Raw genomic sequence first — 15,080 nt, forward strand, 5'->3', positions numbered from 1 at the left:
TGCTTTAGTTGTTGCACTGCATCGGCTACAATCGCCCGCATTCAGTAAACACTGGCAGGAGAGTGTTGCACACCGCAAGGTTGCTGCAACCGCCGAAGGCGCAATTCCGCCCGGAAACGCTCAGGCAAAAGGACTGGCAGTACTAGATCTGGCTCTGGAGAGTAGCGCGGCTGCGCTCACCGAAGGGTAGTAACCGGCAACGGGAATCTCTCAGGTAAACGGACAGAGGGGCGGCAAGCTTAGCGGCTTGCCGCCCTTTTTTTGTGCCTGTTAAACTGGAAGAACCCTAATGCAACGTACTGCACTCTACGCCAAGCACCTTGAATCCGGTGCGAAAATGGTTGACTTCGCGGGTTGGGAAATGCCCATTCACTACGGCTCACAACTGCAAGAACACCACCAAGTCCGCAACGACGCGGGCATGTTCGACGTATCGCACATGGTCATTCTCGACCTCGTGGGGGCGCAATCCAAAGCTTTCCTGCAATACCTGCTCGCCAATAACGTCGACAAGCTGAAAGATTCCGGCAAGGCGCTGTATAGCTGCATGTTGACCCCAGAAGGTACGGTGATTGACGATTTGATCGTGTATTTCATCACCGCCACCCAATGGCGCATCGTCGTCAATGCGGGCACACGCGACAAAGACATTGCGTGGATGCAAAAACAAATCGCCAACTTTGATGCCACTCTGACTGAACGGGACGACCTTTCCATGATCGCAGCACAAGGCCCGAATGCACGCGCCAAAGTGCTGGGCATTATGCCAGTGGATGAAGTGGCTATCGTCGAACCGCTGAAAACCTTTTACGGCGCATTCGTCAACGACTGGTTCATTGCCCGCACCGGTTACACTGGCGAAGACGGTTTTGAAATGATGTTCCCTAACGAGCAAGCACATAAAGTGTGGGATGCACTGTTGGAGGCGGGTATCAAGCCCATCGGCTTAGGTGCACGCGATACCCTGCGTTTGGAAGCAGGCATGAGCTTGTATGGCACGGATATGGATGAAACCATTTCCCCCCTCGTGGCTGGTTTGGGTTGGACAATTGGTTGGCAGCCGGAAGACCGCAACTTTATCGGGCGCAGCGCGTTAGAAGCACAGAAAGCCGCTGGTGTGCCGCAAAAATTTGTCGGGCTAGTGCTGGAAGGCAAAGGCGTATTGCGCAGTCACATGAAGGTGGTGTGTGCGGACGGTGACGGCGAAACCACCAGCGGTACTTTTTCGCCTACACTCGGCGTAGCGATTGCGCTGGCGCGAGTGCCTGCAAGCTGTGGTGAGACTTGCGAGGTCGATATTCGTGGCAAATTGCACCCCGCCAAAGTGGTGAAGCCTGTGTTCGCCCGCAATGGCAAATCTGTTTTGAATTAAGTTTTTAGGAGTTATTTATGAGCAATGTTCCATCCGATTTGAAATATACCAAATCCCACGAGTGGGTACGTGACAATGGTGACGGCACTGTCACCGTTGGGATTACTGACCACGCGCAAGAGTTGCTGGGTGATTTGGTACACATCGAATTGCCAGAAGTGGGTACTGAGTTTGGCGCGGAAGACGGTTGTGCAGTCGCAGAATCCGTGAAAGCAGCGTCGGATATTTACGCGCCCGTCCCCGGTGTGATTGTTGAAGCGAATGAAGCGGTGCAAGATTCGCCGGAACTGATCAATTCTGACCCTTACGGCGACGGCTGGATGTTCGTGATGCGCGTGGATGACGAAGACGCAATGGACGAACTGCTGGATGCAGACGCATACAAAGCGGAATGTGACGAGTAATTAAAGGCAGATACCGAATGACAACCTTGTACGAACTTGAACAACACGACGATTTTATTGCCCGCCACATTGGCCCCAACGCGGCGGATACCGCAGCAATGCTGCAAACCGTGGGCGCGGAATCGCTGGATGCGCTGATTGACAGCACCGTGCCTGCGAGCATCCGCCTGCCAGCACCGTTGGCAATCGACGGCAGCCGCACCGAAGCCGAAACCTTGGCTTACCTCAAGCAACTGGCGGGGCAAAACACCGTTGCCAAGTCGTACATCGGCATGGGCTATTACGATACGTTCGTGCCGCCTGTCATTTTACGTAATGTCTTGGAAAATCCCGGTTGGTACACCGCGTATACGCCGTATCAGCCGGAAATTTCCCAAGGGCGGCTGGAAGGCTTGCTCAATTACCAGCAAATGGTCATGGATTTGACGGGCATGGACATTGCCAATGCCTCCTTGTTGGATGAAGCGACCGCAGCAGCAGAAGCAATGACGCTGTGCAAGCGTTCCAATAAGCTCAAATCGGACAAGTTTTTTGTGGGTGACGATGTGCATCCGCAAACCATCGACGTGTTGAAAACACGGGCGGAACACTTCGGCTTTGAACTCGTGATCGGCAATCCATATAGCGAGTTGGCACAGCACGAAGTCTTCGGCGCGATGTTGCAATACCCCGGTACGACCGGCGAAGTGGGCGATCTGGAAGCCTTGATTAAGCAGGCGCACGCGCAAAAAGCGTTGGTGTGCGTGGCTTCTGATCTGATGGCGTTGGTGATGTTGAAAGCTCCCGGCGAAATGGGCGCGGATGTGGTCGTTGGCAACTCACAACGCTTCGGCGTACCGATGGGTTTCGGTGGCCCTCATGCGGCGTTTTTTGCGACTAAGGATGCGTTCAAGCGCACCATGCCGGGGCGTGTGATTGGGGTTTCCATCGACAGCCACGGCAAGCAGGCGTTGCGCATGGCGATGCAGACCCGTGAGCAGCATATTCGTCGTGAGAAGGCGACTTCCAATATTTGTACGGCGCAGGCGTTGCTGGCGAATATGGCGGGGTTTTATGCGGTGTATCACGGCGCGGCGGGCTTGAAGACGATTGCGGGGCGGATTCATCGGCTGACGAATATTTTTGCCAAAGGGTTGCAGCAGAAGGGTGTGACGCTGCTGAATGATACGTGGTTTGATACGGTGACTGTCGTCACCAACCCCCCATCCCCAGCCCTTCCCCCGCAAGGGGTGAAGGGGGCAAGACCCGTTAATTTCCGTCAGTTCGACAATGGCAACATCGGTATCAGTATTGACGAGCGCAAAACCCGCGCTGACATTGCCGAGCTGTTCGATGTGTTGTTGGGTGCTGGGCATGGCTTGGATGTGGATGCGCTGGATGCGGCGGTTGTCGCAGAAGGTTTCAGCGGTATCCCGTCTGGTTACAAACGTACCAGCGATTTCCTAACGCATCCGGTATTTAATTCGCATCATTCGGAATCGGAGATGTTGCGGTATTTGAAGCGCTTGGAGAATAAGGATTTCTCGCTGGCGCATGGCATGATTCCTCTGGGTTCTTGTACCATGAAGCTGAATGCGACCACGGAAATGCTGCCGGTTACTTGGGCAGAGTTTGCGGATATTCACCCGTTTGCGCCGCAGGAGCAGACCGTGGGTTATCGCGCCATGATCAAGGAACTGGAAGATTGGTTGGTGGAAATCACTGGCTATGATGCGATTTCGATGCAGCCGAATTCGGGGGCGCAGGGCGAATACGCGGGGTTGGTGGCGATCCGCCGTTATCAGGCGAGTATTGGGCAGGGGCATCGGGATGTGTGTTTGATTCCGAGTTCGGCGCATGGCACGAATCCGGCGTCGGCGGCAATGGTGAGCCTGAAAGTGGTGGTGGTCGAGTGCGACGCGAACGGTAACGTGGACGTGGCGGATTTGCGTGCCAAGGCGGAAAAACACGCGGCGAATTTATCGTGCTTGATGGTGACTTATCCGTCTACGCACGGGGTGTTTGAGCAAGACATCGTGGAAATTTGCGACATTGTGCATCAGTTCGGTGGGCAGGTGTACATGGATGGCGCGAACATGAACGCGCAAGTGGGCTTGTCGAAACCGGGCAAAATGGGGTCGGATGTGTCGCATTTGAACTTGCACAAGACCTTTGCGATTCCGCACGGCGGCGGTGGCCCTGGCATGGGGCCGATTGGGGTGAAGGCGCATTTGGCTCCGTTTTTGCCGGGGCATGTGGCGATTGGTGCTGATGCTTCCCTTCGGCTTCGCTCAGGGAACGGGCTTCGCTCAGGGAACGGGCTTCGCTCAGGGAACGGGCTTCGCTCAGGGAACGGGGCAGTGTCGGCAGCACCTTATGGGAGTGGGGCGATTTTGCCGATTTCGTGGGCGTATATTAAGTTGATGGGCGCGGCGGGTTTGCAGCGGGCGACGGAGATGGCGATATTGAACGCCAATTACATCATGCAACGCTTGGCTGAGCATTATCCGGTGCTGTTCCGGGGGGCGAACGGGCGGGTGGCGCATGAGTGCATTATCGACATTCGTCCGTTGAAGGCAGCTTCGGGGATTGATGAGTCGGACATCGCTAAACGCTTGATGGATTACGGTTTTCACGCGCCTACCATGTCGTTTCCGGTGGCGGGTACGCTGATGATTGAGCCGACCGAATCCGAGCCGAAAGAGGAGCTTGACCGTTTTTGCGATGCGATGATTGCGATTCGGGAAGAGATTCGCAAGGTGCAGGAGGGCGTGTGGCCTCTCGACAATAATCCGCTGGTGAATGCGCCGCATACGCTGGATGATTTGGTGAATGCTTGGGAACGCCCTTACAGCCAGACCGAGGCGGTGTTCCCGCAGGGTGTACACCCTACGGCAAAGTATTGGCCTACCGTGAACCGGATTGATAATGTGTATGGGGATCGGAATTTGGTGTGTTCTTGTCCGAGTGTGGATAGTTATCGGTAGATTCTTGTTCAATAGGCCGTTGATCCTGTTGGGTTAGCGGCCTTGCTCTTAAATTCTTGTTGTGACCACTTGAAGCAAAGATGGTAAAAAATGATTATAATTAAACACATTCATCCATGTGGCGGGGACGCAGATGATGACTGAAACAGCTATGAAACACCTGTTCTTTGGGCGTATTCGTAACAAGGGTTTGTTCTGGAGCTACGCGCCGGACATCACCTATGATGAAGGCAAAGACAATCTGCTGTGTGAAACTGTGTTGAAATACGGCGATATTGACGATATTCGTTACCTGTTGGTGCTGTACGGCGAAAGCAAAGTGCGTGAAGTGTGGGAACGCGATGTGAAGTCAGATGCCCGTTTCAAGCGCCTGAACTACTTCCTTGCCCGCGTATTTTTCCATCTGGATGTTGAAGCCAGCGACTTTGAGAATCTGCAACATGAACGACTCACCAAATTTAGACTACTTGCTGGTTAAGACCAAAGCCGTCTTGCTGGAGCTGATCAAGACCGCGCCATTCCTACAGGATTACGTACTGGTGGGTGGTTCTGCATTGGCTTTGCACCTGTGCCATCGGCAAAGCGAAGACCTTGATTTCTTCACTTATGCTGACAACTTCCAGAAACAAGACATCCTGCGTTGCCTCAAACATTTCAAGCAAGCCGAAGTGCTGAACGACAATGTTGACCAACTGGATTTGCTGGTTGAGGGTGTCAAGGTCACATTTTTCAATGCCAAGTGGGAATTCTTACGCCCTACCAACATCGGTGAGTTCAATGTAGCATCATTGCAAGCCATTGCCGCGATGAAGGCCAATACCTTATTCCTGCGTGCCAAATACCGCGATTACTATGACCTTTACTGTTTGGTCAAACATGGCATGAGTATCAAGGATATTTTTGCCGCAGCGCAAGGCGTGGTGGATGGGATTAGTTACAAGCTGCTGTGTATTGCGCTGCTCTATATTGACGATATTGAAGATGACAATATCGCCTATCTTCACCCCAAAGAGATGGTGAGCAAGCAGCAAATCAGGGCTTTTTTTGAGCAAAACCTATAATGCGGGCAGTGAATGTCGAATCCGAGCCGAAAGAGGAACTTGACCGTTTTTGCGATGCGATGATTGCGATTCGGGAAGAGATTCGCAAGGTGCAGGAGGGCGTGTGGCCTCTCGACAATAACCCGCTGGTGAATGCGCCGCATACGCTGGATGATTTGGTGAATGCTTGGGAACGCCCTTACAGCCAGACCGAGGCGGTGTTCCCGCAGGGTGTTAGCCCGACGGCGAAGTATTGGCCTACCGTGAACCGGATTGATAATGTGTATGGGGATCGGAATTTAGTGTGTTCTTGTCCGAGTGTGGATAGTTATCGGTAGATTCTTGTTCAATAGGCCGTTGATCCTGTTGGGTTTGCGGCCTTGCTCTTAAATTCTTGTTTCTTGATTTTCAAAGGGTTGCATACTTTTGAAAGTGTCCTGTGCCGCAAAAGTGCTAACTTGATGCAGTGTCGTTTTTTACAATAGAGGGTGGCGGATTTTTCTTTTCTGCTATGTTTCTGGTGAAGATATACACAACTTCTCTAAGTTTTTATATCACGCTTCGCGTAAGAAGAAATTATAACTCATTGATAATGAATAAAATAACCGGATGATGATGTTTCCTCTCTGGTGATGTTGTCGCTTGCCTGTAAGTTGACCTGAAAAGGAATGAATGGGGGAGGGATAGGAACGCACAGTGTTTTTTAAGTGATTGATAACGCTAAGGTAATTGTGGGACTACCTTACGCTTGGGTGTTGCTGATAGATAGAGAACGTATGCTGTTAAATTTCTTCTATGATTGTATGGTAATCCATCGGATGTTGGGTTAGGATTACTCTTGTTTGCATTGTCAAGAGATTAACGATGAATGGTTTAATCCCCAATTGCCTCATAGAGTCCAAGCTATCCTGTATGTCCAGACAGGAAGTTATCAGTAATTATATTAAATTTCTATCGGCAATTGTTATTCTTTTAAGTTTTACTTCTGGTTGTAAAGAAAGCATAGATTCTAATCAGTCTAAAATTAACTCATCTCAAACTACATTTCCACAATTACAAGAGAAAAGATACGGACATATTCAATGTTCTGGTAAAGAAGTTAAATATATAAAGCTATACGAAGTGGATGAAAACATCAACATACTGAAACTATATGGAGAGATGTATAGTGATTATAAAAAAATACATGTAGCCGTTGATATAAAAGAAATATTCTCTCCAAACTTATTAGCAGAGTGTTATGATAAAAATCTAAACATAACTAATAGAGCATTATTACATGTGGATAAAAATGAGCCTTGGGTAAGCCATAAACTTGATTTAATTCCCACGTATGTAGTATCTACGATGACTGATATTTATTATCGAGGATACAAAGCACTAGCATACACTAGTATAAGTGCTAATGAGAAACGGAATAAAGTTGAAAATGTTGTAAGAAAGATTTACAGTGATTTACCTAAAACATGGTATATAGGATATAACAATATACTAGATGATCAATATAACTCATATGTTGGAATATGGGAATCGCAAGTTGCCTTTATATATAATCATAAAGACTTGACATTGAAAGAAATCTTGAGCGGTATAGAAGATTTATTATTTTATAATAAAAGTGTAAATAATTATATAAAAGCCAATTACTCAGAAAACTCATTGAAGGTTATTGGAAATGAATATGATAAAAAATGGTATGAATCTAGATTCATTAATAGTAAGAATACAGGAGGGACTATTCAAGTAGTGAGGAAAGATAATAAAGAATATTTAATGATTGATTTTGAATCAAACCGAGAAAAAGATGGTGAGCAGTCAGCTATTTTTTTTAGTCAAGATATAGATATTGGAAATATTAGAAATAACATATATCTCGTGGCAAATATAGATAGAATTGAAGGATTAAGTGAGTTAACAACACTTGGAACCACAAACTGTAGTGCTGTTGCTGCAATATCTTTAACTTATCTTGATTATAATAATAACATGTTAGGGCATACAGTATTAGCTAATATGCAAGATTCTCTTGCATCAATAGTTGCATCAATAGGTGGTGTTTACGCAAATCCTAAATATTTAAGCAGCAATAATGAGCGGAATGTTATAAGATTAAATAACACAAGGTATAAAAGATTAATAGTTGATGTAAACCAAGAAATTGGAAAATTAAAAAGCATTAAAAGTTTAAGTCAAGTAAAAACAATATCACTGAAATTAGTTGTTGCAGATTTTTTTACTGATGGTGATTATTATCATTGGTTGGGATTTAGATTATCTACGCCATCTTGCAAGAAAGCGAAAGCATTTATGGAGGTTAGTGGTGTGGGTTTATATCAATTAACTAACTAGGAGATTTTTGAAATGTATAAAACAATACTGATTCTGTTAATTGTTTTTTTATCAAGTTGTAAGGAATTAGAATCCCAAACCAACCAAACCAACCAAACCAACCAAACCAACCAAACCAACCAAACCAACCAAACCAACCAAACCAATATGGAAACTAAGTTGGTCGTCTTATGCTCTAAAAGAGGTCTCGATGATTTAAAGATTTTCGGATTAAACTCTTTCTTCGAAAAAGTAAATTTATATGAAAATCAATACGAGAAAAATACTGTTTTTGGTAATTACAAATACAATGCTTTCTTTGAAATTTTTAAAATAAAGGAAGAGTATTTACTTGTTGAGTGTTATGAATATGCTGAAATAAAATACAGGGCATTATTCCATATGACTCACAAAGAATATTGGAACTATTGGTCTTATTATAAGAAGAATATAATTTATGCCAGTGACTATCAAAATCCAAGATTTAGAATATCATATCTTACTGAATTGTTTTTTAGAGGATACAAGTATCATATTTTACAAGGATACTCAATAGAAGAAGCTAAAAGAAAAACTACTGAAATTATAAAAAGATATTTCCCTCGCTATCCTTTTAACGAGATCGGATTCCATTCATCTGAGTCTGTTGAGCCTGAACTAATAGAAAATTATTTAAAGAAAATTGATGATAAATTTATATCAATAAAAAATGAAGGCAATGTATCGTCCGTTTATATACTAGATCAGTTAGAGCGATATTTTTTTTATAATGATCAATATATAGATGACAATATCAAAAGACATTTTTCATCTAATTAAACTAAATAATTTTCATAGAGTATATTCGATTGCGCCGTTGAATCGTTGGATTTTCAATTTATGAGTCATCAAGAGGTAAATGCGGTGATGATCCATATTTTTATTAAATTAAATCAATGATTTATAAAGCGAACCGGAAAAAGATTATTTTTAACAGGATTATGCTTCTATTGTTTCCTAAGGTAGTAGCTATAAGGTTTAGATACATCTATCCCTTTATCTTTTAGAGATTTCTTGTAGCGGTAATAAGTAGCTGCTGATAATTGTTGTTTCCATATATCAAGGCTTCCATCTTGCCAGTAAGCCAATAGTTCTTTTTCCCTTAAAGTAAGGTTGGGAATAATAGCTTCATTCAGTGGAGCATCACTAATGAGCTTATCCAGATGTGTCTTGAATATCTTTTCTAATAGGGTGCTATTCACTGTTGTCATGTCCCTTAGTCCTAGTTCTTTTGCTGCCTGATAGCGGAATCTAAATTCCACCCTTAGATGCTCAGGCATAAATTTGTGTTCCTCTGGCGTATACAAGTGGGCGGTATCTTTTGCCCAAACTTCTTCTTGCCTTTGGTATATCAGGCAAGATGTGCCTTTTCCCCTGTGGCGAATTTCACGATGATGACAGTCGTCTACTTGCTGGATGTAGGTTGATCAGGCGTTGCTTGCCAAAATATGGTAAAACTATTGCTATTCTGTTGCTTAACGCCTTGTCAGGCTATGCAGAGGTCTTATCATGGAACGTGCTTACGAAGAAGTCATTGATTTCATTGCTGGTGGCACGACACTCGCTGCAAGGAGTTCGACTTACATCAGTGCTGACCTGCGCCGAGAAGTCATGGTTCAAGTGTTGGCAAGAGATAATGAAGAGGAAAGAATGTCATGCAACTACAACTGAAGCCGGAATTTGAGGAAATACTCGAACCGTTGGGCGAGAACGCCGCCGTATTTTTCCTCGCTGCCAGTCTTTACTACGCCCACAAGGTCAGCTTTGCCGCTGCCGCCGCACTTGCCAACCTGAGTTTTAACGAATTTCTCTACCGTTTGAAAGAGCATTTCGGTGTGGGTTTCCAAGTGGCAGATGAGTCCGTGCTGGAAGACTTGCAGACTGTTGCTGATCTGACAGCAGGTTGACCCATGCAGATTGTAAGCAACACCAGTCCCTTGATATTTCTGTCAAAACTGGGCGCACTGGATTTGCTCCCCTTGTGTTTCGATGGCATCAGCATCCCGCAAGCCGTTCAGGAAGAACTGGGCGAATTCACACTGCCTGCTTTTGTGAATAGGGTCAGTATTTCGCCCTTTGGTAGCCGTCTTGTGGATGGAATGATCGGTAATTTACATCGGGGTGAATTGGAAGTGATGGTGTTGGCACAGGAAAGCCGTGCTGATCTTGTGTTGCTGGATGATCTTGCTGCCCGCAACAAAGCCAAGCGTCGTTTTGGTTTGAAAATCATGGGGACAGTCGGAGTAGTTCAACTGGCGTATGCCAAAGGGCATTTATCCCGCCAGCAAGCACATGACTACTACGATGAACTTGTGTTGCAACATGGGTTGTACTTGTCGCCAGAGATACTCCAGCATTTGAAGTCACTGTAAAACAAGGTGTTTCATACTGAATGACCATCGAACTGAAAGGTAACAAACCCGGAGTAAACGATGACCACGGTATTCCTGTCAGGCTCAATCACCATTACCCGTTTGAACAACGTCATACTGGCGCGTTTGCAAAACATCATTGATAAACAGTTTGTCATTGTGGTGGGTGATGCCAACGGCGCAGATAAGGCATTGCAAAAACACCTGACGACCTTGCAATATCCACATGTCACGGTATTTTGTGCCAGAAATGTTTGCCGCAATAATCTGGGTAACTGGTCTGTCAAACACATCAGTGTGGATGCCACTATAACCGGACGCGCCTTTTACACCCAAAAAGATAAAGCAATGGCGCAGCTTGCCGATTATGGTTTTGTGCTGTGGGATGGCAAAAGCCCCGGTTCATTCAATAATGTGCTGGCGTTTTTGAAACAGCGCAAAAAAGCCTTGGTCTATTTCGCTCCCGATAGCGCGTTTTACCCCGTTTCCAGCGTAGACGATGCCCGCACCTTATTGGACAAATGCGACCCGGCAGCCGTAACGGAAATAGACAAAAAGATCAAACTGACAGCCACCTTGCAAACATTGGATGGCATGGCACAAAACACCCTCAGCTTTGCTGCCCCATCGCCGGATGAGCGCAAACAGCGTTATTATGAGGCAACCCGCAACCACAATTACCGCGCCAGTTTGCGGCTGGAAGGGCTATAACAATTCGCATAGGACTTTATCATTTCAATCCAATCATCTCCAAAATAGACAGCTTCATCCCAATCACTCCTGAATTTTTCGTTAACATCGCCTACACTCTGGGCTGTGATTGACGGTGTTCTTGAACGTGTTTTGAGAAATAAGTCCGGTTGCTTCGGTACAATCACCTACGGCGAGTTACGCCGGATGTCAAGTCTGTGGAGAGGTCGTGAGACCTGGGGGAGCAAGCGGTCGCCTCATCAGCGTAAAGCCCCCCACTGAGGGGTTTTATTGGCGATAACCAAGCCGTTCCTCTGGGCAGCCTCCATGAAGCAGAAATTCAACACCAAATCTACTCTTGGGTAAGTTTGGATAGGTTTGAAATAACGGCTATCCTTACCGGATGACATTGACCCCGCCTGTTACAGCGGCACAAGCACGCTGGTCAACAAGCTGGGCTTGCAGGACAGCCGCACCTTGGCAGAGGCGGAAGCGGTGTTGAGCTACCTACGCGCTGAATCCTTCGAGACACGCTTGCAGGTATTTGATTTACCAGCCTTGCAAGCCATTCACCACCACCTGTTTCAAGACCTGTACCCGTGGGCAGGCGAATTGCGTTCCACCGACCTCAGCAAGGGCAATACCCGCTTTTGTGCTGCCGCTTACATTGAAACCGAAGCCAACAAGCTGCTGGGCAAACTGGCACAGGAAAACTGTCTGGTCGGTTTGCCACTACCCGAATTTGTGGAACGGCTGGCACATTACTACTGCGAACTGAACGTGATTCACCCTTTCCGCGAAGGCAACGGACGGTCGCAACGCCTGTTCTTCGATTTGCTGGCAATCAACGCCGGATTCGGGCTGGATTGGGCAAAGGTCGAGCGTAGCGAATGGGTGGAGGCGAATATCGTGGGGTATGCGGGTGATTTGCAGCCGTTACAAGCCTTGTTTGAACGGATTGCAGTGTCGGTGTGAATTTTTCACGGGGATTGGGTTTTTTGAGGACACACTCATGCCACTACAACTGAAGCTAGAATTTGAGGAAATACTCGAACCGCTAGGCGAAAATGCAGCCGCCTTCTTTCTCGCTGCTGGTTTGTATTTCGCACACAAAGTCAGCTTTGCCGCTGCTGCCGCGCTTGCCGATCTGAGTTTCAATGAATTCTTGTGCCGCCTACGAGAGCATTTCGGCGTAGGTTTTCAGGTATCGGATGACTCGGTGCTTGAAGATTTACAGACTGTAGCCGGACAACGTGTCGCGGATGATTTGGGAAAGGCACTACACGATAGAGCCACTCGCGGTTTGCCTCTATCAGACGAAGAACGAGCGCAGTTGCAACGCTGGTACGACGAACAAGATGCCGAAGAAGCTGCCATGTTGGGGCAGAGAGTCGGCGACTTAATCCAAAAGCTCAAAAACACGAGCCTTTCGCCCGAAGAACAAATGGAACTGGATTACTGCATGAAGTTGGAACACCAGATGCGCTTGTTTAAAGCCCACGCGCAACAACTCAAGTCGATATTCGATGATTGCCCTATAAAGCGTTAAGCCACCGCATACCCCGTATGCACCCGCACCGCAGGCGAACGGAAACCCAGCACAATATCCTTCCCGCGTCACCCCTGCCGCAGGTGTTGAATGGGCTAATTCTTGTCAGGTGTCATGGAAAGATACGGATATTTGTTAATTTTATATTAAGGTTGTTGAAACATGCGTAATTTTTGATATACAATCAGAAGTGTTAAGTAAACTTGTCTTGGCGAGGAATAAGTCATGGATTCTGTATCAACCAATACTGATGGGAAAACGGGAACATCCGTTCGCTGTCCTTATTGTGACAGCACGTTTATATTATTCCAGCATCGTTCATGGTGGCAAAAGCTCTTGCATCACAATAAAAGACTTTGTTATTGCCATGATTGCCAGAAAAAGTTCTATAAAGACTATCAGCACTGAATCATTATTGTTGCAACCACGCCCGCAAACACTGACCTATTGCCACAATCTCCGCCGCACACACATTATGCTCCATCGCGTATTCCGAATACGCCGCCGCATAGCCATGCTCACCCAACCAGCGCTGCGCCTTGTGTGCTAACACAATTTGCACCACCGTATCCTGCTTGCCGTGGAAAATATGGATCGGCAATGGCGCATTCGCCGCGCTCAATTCAAGCGTATCCGCCGTGGCAAAATACGTCGACAGCGCCAGCAAGCCCGCCAGCGGTTTGGGGTAGCTCAGTGCAGCTTGATACGCTACCGCGCCGCCTTGCGAAAAGCCTGCAATCACGATGCGTTCGCTGGGAATGCCGCGTGCGATTTCGCGCTCAATCAGTTTGCCCACTTCGCGTGCGGAGGCTTGCAATTGCACCACATCCACCTTGCGGTCGAGGCTCATTTCCAGAATGTCATACCACGCAGGCATGACATAACCACCGTTGATGGTCACGGGCATCTCAGGCGCGTGTGGAAAAATAAACCGAATCCCGTGGTCAGGCGGTAAACCCAATTCGGGGATAATCGACACAAAATCGTGCCCATCCGCGCCCAAGCCGTGCAGCCAGATGACCGCCGCCGTGGCGGGGGATTTGGGTTCAATTTCAACAGCAGGCAAATAATCCATCAGCATTCCTCGCACTTTTCGCGGTTAAGTGGGGGTGATGGTAGCACAAACGGGTGTGTACGCCGTGCTGCGTCGTGTATTTCACCGCTTTGAATATCCCCCGCTGGTTGCTATCATGGGCGGCTTTTCCCTGTGTTAGCGAAAGATCATGGAACTCAACCCCACTTATACCAAAATCAAAGATCTCCAAGGGCGCGTCGACGCTCTGAGGGGGTATCTTTGACTACGAAACCAAACACGAACGCCTAGAAGAAGTTACCCGCGAACTCGAAGACCCCAAAGTATGGGATAACCCACAGCGGGCGCAAGACTTAGGCAAGGAACGCGCCGTCCTCGAAGGCATTGTCGGCGGCATTGACAAGATCAGTTCTGGTCTTAGCGATGCGAAAGAATTGCTTGAACTCGCCGAAATGGAAGACGACGAAGACAGCGCAGAAGCCGTTATCGCTGATGTCGATGGCATCGAAAAGCACGTTGCCCAGCTCGAATTTGAACGCATGTTCTCCGGGCCGATGGATCGCAACAACGCTTTCCTCGACATCCAAGCCGGTTCGGGTGGCACGGAAGCGCAAGACTGGGCAGAAATCCTATTGCGCATGTATTTGCGTTGGGGTGAAGCCAAAGGTTTCAAAGTGGAATTGCTCGAAGCCAGCCCCGGCGACGTAGCGGGTATCAAAGGCGCGAGTATCAGCTTTGAGGGCCCTTATGCTTTCGGCTGGTTGCGTACCGAAACGGGCGTACACCGACTGGTGCGCAAATCGCCGTTCGACTCTGGCAACCGCCGCCACACCTCATTCAGTGGCGTTTTCGTGTCGCCGGAAGTCGATGACAATATTGAAATCGACATTAACCCTGCCGACTTGCGCATTGACGTATACCGCGCTTCCGGTGCGGGCGGTCAGCATATCAACAAAACCGAATCGGCGGTGCGGATTACCCATACGCCCACCAATACGGTGGTGCAATGCCAGAGCGGGCGTTCCCAGCACCAGAACAAAGACAACGCCATGAAGCAATTGCGTGCCAAACTCTATGAGCAGGAAATGCTCAAGCGCAATGCGGATAAGCAGGCGTTGGAAGACAGCAAATCCGACATTGGTTGGGGCAGTCAGATTCGGTCGTATGTTCTTGACCAGTCACGCATCAAGGATTTGCGCACGGGTGTCGAAACAGCCAATACTCAAGCGGTATTAGACGGCGATCTGGATAAATTTATTGAGGCAAGCCTGAAAAGCGGCCTGTGAG

Annotated in this window: 17 protein-coding genes and 1 riboswitch; of the genes, 15 read left to right on the forward strand and 2 right to left on the reverse strand. The window is 47.7% G+C overall.

All coding sequences use genetic code 11. The features are described 5' to 3' along the window. The first annotated feature begins 45 nt into the window (after positions 1 to 45). A riboswitch (glycine riboswitch) is annotated at positions 46 to 146 on the forward strand. Positions 147 to 289: 143 nt separating this feature from the next. The 8 genes from gcvT (at position 290) to J1836_RS12160 (ending at position 8,929) form a co-directional block, all read left to right on the forward strand. Further along, positions 290 to 1,372 (forward strand): glycine cleavage system aminomethyltransferase GcvT, encoded by a 1,083-nt coding sequence (gene gcvT, locus J1836_RS12125; protein WP_207251324.1) that lies wholly within the window; start codon positions 290 to 292, stop codon positions 1,370 to 1,372. 17 nt (positions 1,373 to 1,389) lie between these two features. Continuing rightward, complete coding sequence (gene gcvH / locus J1836_RS12130) at positions 1,390 to 1,776, forward strand: glycine cleavage system protein GcvH (protein ID WP_207251325.1); 387 nt, start codon at positions 1,390 to 1,392, stop codon at positions 1,774 to 1,776. Between the two features lie 17 nt (positions 1,777 to 1,793). Next, positions 1,794 to 4,742 carry an aminomethyl-transferring glycine dehydrogenase gene (gene gcvP, locus J1836_RS12135; RefSeq protein WP_207251326.1) on the forward strand — a complete coding sequence of 983 codons (2,949 nt, stop codon included), beginning with the start codon at positions 1,794 to 1,796 and terminating at the stop codon, positions 4,740 to 4,742. A 151-nt stretch (positions 4,743 to 4,893) separates the two neighbouring features. Then, positions 4,894 to 5,220, forward strand: coding sequence for a hypothetical protein (locus J1836_RS12140; protein WP_207251327.1), 327 nt, complete (start codon positions 4,894 to 4,896; stop codon positions 5,218 to 5,220). Continuing rightward, positions 5,183 to 5,803 (forward strand): nucleotidyl transferase AbiEii/AbiGii toxin family protein, encoded by a 621-nt coding sequence (locus J1836_RS12145; RefSeq protein WP_207251328.1) that lies wholly within the window; start codon positions 5,183 to 5,185, stop codon positions 5,801 to 5,803. Before J1836_RS12140 ends, J1836_RS12145 begins: the two co-directional genes overlap by 38 nt. Further along, positions 5,803 to 6,120, forward strand: a complete 318-nt coding sequence (locus tag J1836_RS12150; RefSeq protein WP_242632810.1) for a hypothetical protein — start codon at positions 5,803 to 5,805, stop codon at positions 6,118 to 6,120. The genes J1836_RS12145 and J1836_RS12150 overlap by 1 nt, the downstream gene beginning before the upstream one ends. A 574-nt stretch (positions 6,121 to 6,694) precedes the next feature. Further along, complete coding sequence (locus tag J1836_RS12155; protein WP_207251329.1) at positions 6,695 to 8,131, forward strand: hypothetical protein; 1,437 nt, start codon at positions 6,695 to 6,697, stop codon at positions 8,129 to 8,131. Positions 8,132 to 8,143: 12 nt separating this feature from the next. After that, positions 8,144 to 8,929 carry a hypothetical protein gene (locus J1836_RS12160; protein ID WP_207251330.1) on the forward strand — a complete coding sequence of 262 codons (786 nt, stop codon included), beginning with the start codon at positions 8,144 to 8,146 and terminating at the stop codon, positions 8,927 to 8,929. 167 nt (positions 8,930 to 9,096) lie between these two features. Here the strand turns inward: J1836_RS12160 and J1836_RS12165 are convergent, their stop codons facing one another. Continuing rightward, positions 9,097 to 9,429, reverse strand: a complete 333-nt coding sequence (locus tag J1836_RS12165) for a hypothetical protein (RefSeq protein WP_207251331.1) — start codon at positions 9,427 to 9,429, stop codon at positions 9,097 to 9,099. Positions 9,430 to 9,658: 229 nt separating this feature from the next. On the opposite strand from J1836_RS12165, the gene J1836_RS12170 reads away from it, so the two are divergent. From J1836_RS12170 to J1836_RS12195, 6 genes are all read left to right on the forward strand, one after another. Beyond that, the gene (locus tag J1836_RS12170) at positions 9,659 to 9,820 is read left to right on the forward strand and encodes a hypothetical protein (RefSeq protein WP_207251332.1); all 162 of its coding nucleotides are present in this window, start codon (positions 9,659 to 9,661) and stop codon (positions 9,818 to 9,820) included. After that, positions 9,805 to 10,056 (forward strand): UPF0175 family protein, encoded by a 252-nt coding sequence (locus J1836_RS12175; RefSeq protein ID WP_207251333.1) that lies wholly within the window; start codon positions 9,805 to 9,807, stop codon positions 10,054 to 10,056. The genes J1836_RS12170 and J1836_RS12175 overlap by 16 nt, the downstream gene beginning before the upstream one ends. Before the next feature lie 3 nt (positions 10,057 to 10,059). After that, the gene (locus J1836_RS12180; RefSeq protein ID WP_207251334.1) at positions 10,060 to 10,521 is read left to right on the forward strand and encodes a PIN domain-containing protein; all 462 of its coding nucleotides are present in this window, start codon (positions 10,060 to 10,062) and stop codon (positions 10,519 to 10,521) included. Positions 10,522 to 10,581: 60 nt separating this feature from the next. Then, on the forward strand, positions 10,582 to 11,232 hold the full coding sequence (locus J1836_RS12185) for a YhfG family protein (protein WP_207251335.1): 651 nt from the start codon (positions 10,582 to 10,584) through the stop codon (positions 11,230 to 11,232). A gap of 387 nt (positions 11,233 to 11,619) precedes the next feature. Then, positions 11,620 to 12,186: a putative adenosine monophosphate-protein transferase Fic gene (locus tag J1836_RS12190; protein WP_207251532.1), complete on the forward strand. Its 567-nt coding sequence runs from the start codon at positions 11,620 to 11,622 to the stop codon at positions 12,184 to 12,186. A 37-nt stretch (positions 12,187 to 12,223) separates the two neighbouring features. After that, entirely contained in the window at positions 12,224 to 12,760 is a 537-nt protein-coding gene (locus tag J1836_RS12195) for a hypothetical protein (RefSeq protein ID WP_207251336.1), read from the forward strand. Positions 12,761 to 13,172: 412 nt separating this feature from the next. Here J1836_RS12195 and J1836_RS12200 read toward each other — a convergent pair whose 3' ends face one another. Then, entirely contained in the window at positions 13,173 to 13,841 is a 669-nt protein-coding gene (locus J1836_RS12200; protein ID WP_242632812.1) for an alpha/beta hydrolase, read from the reverse strand. A gap of 142 nt (positions 13,842 to 13,983) precedes the next feature. Between J1836_RS12200 and prfB the strand changes: the two genes are divergently transcribed. Then, positions 13,984 to 15,079 (forward strand): peptide chain release factor 2 gene (gene prfB, locus J1836_RS12205; RefSeq protein WP_207251337.1). Its coding sequence is split into 2 segments (ribosomal slippage): positions 13,984 to 14,055 and positions 14,057 to 15,079, totalling 1,095 coding nucleotides; the frame shifts between segments, so codons are not numbered across the junction. The last annotated feature ends 1 nt before the right edge of the window (position 15,080 follow it).

It is taken from the genome of Thiothrix fructosivorans, from assembly GCF_017349355.1.
Classification (GTDB): domain Bacteria; phylum Pseudomonadota; class Gammaproteobacteria; order Thiotrichales; family Thiotrichaceae; genus Thiothrix; species Thiothrix fructosivorans.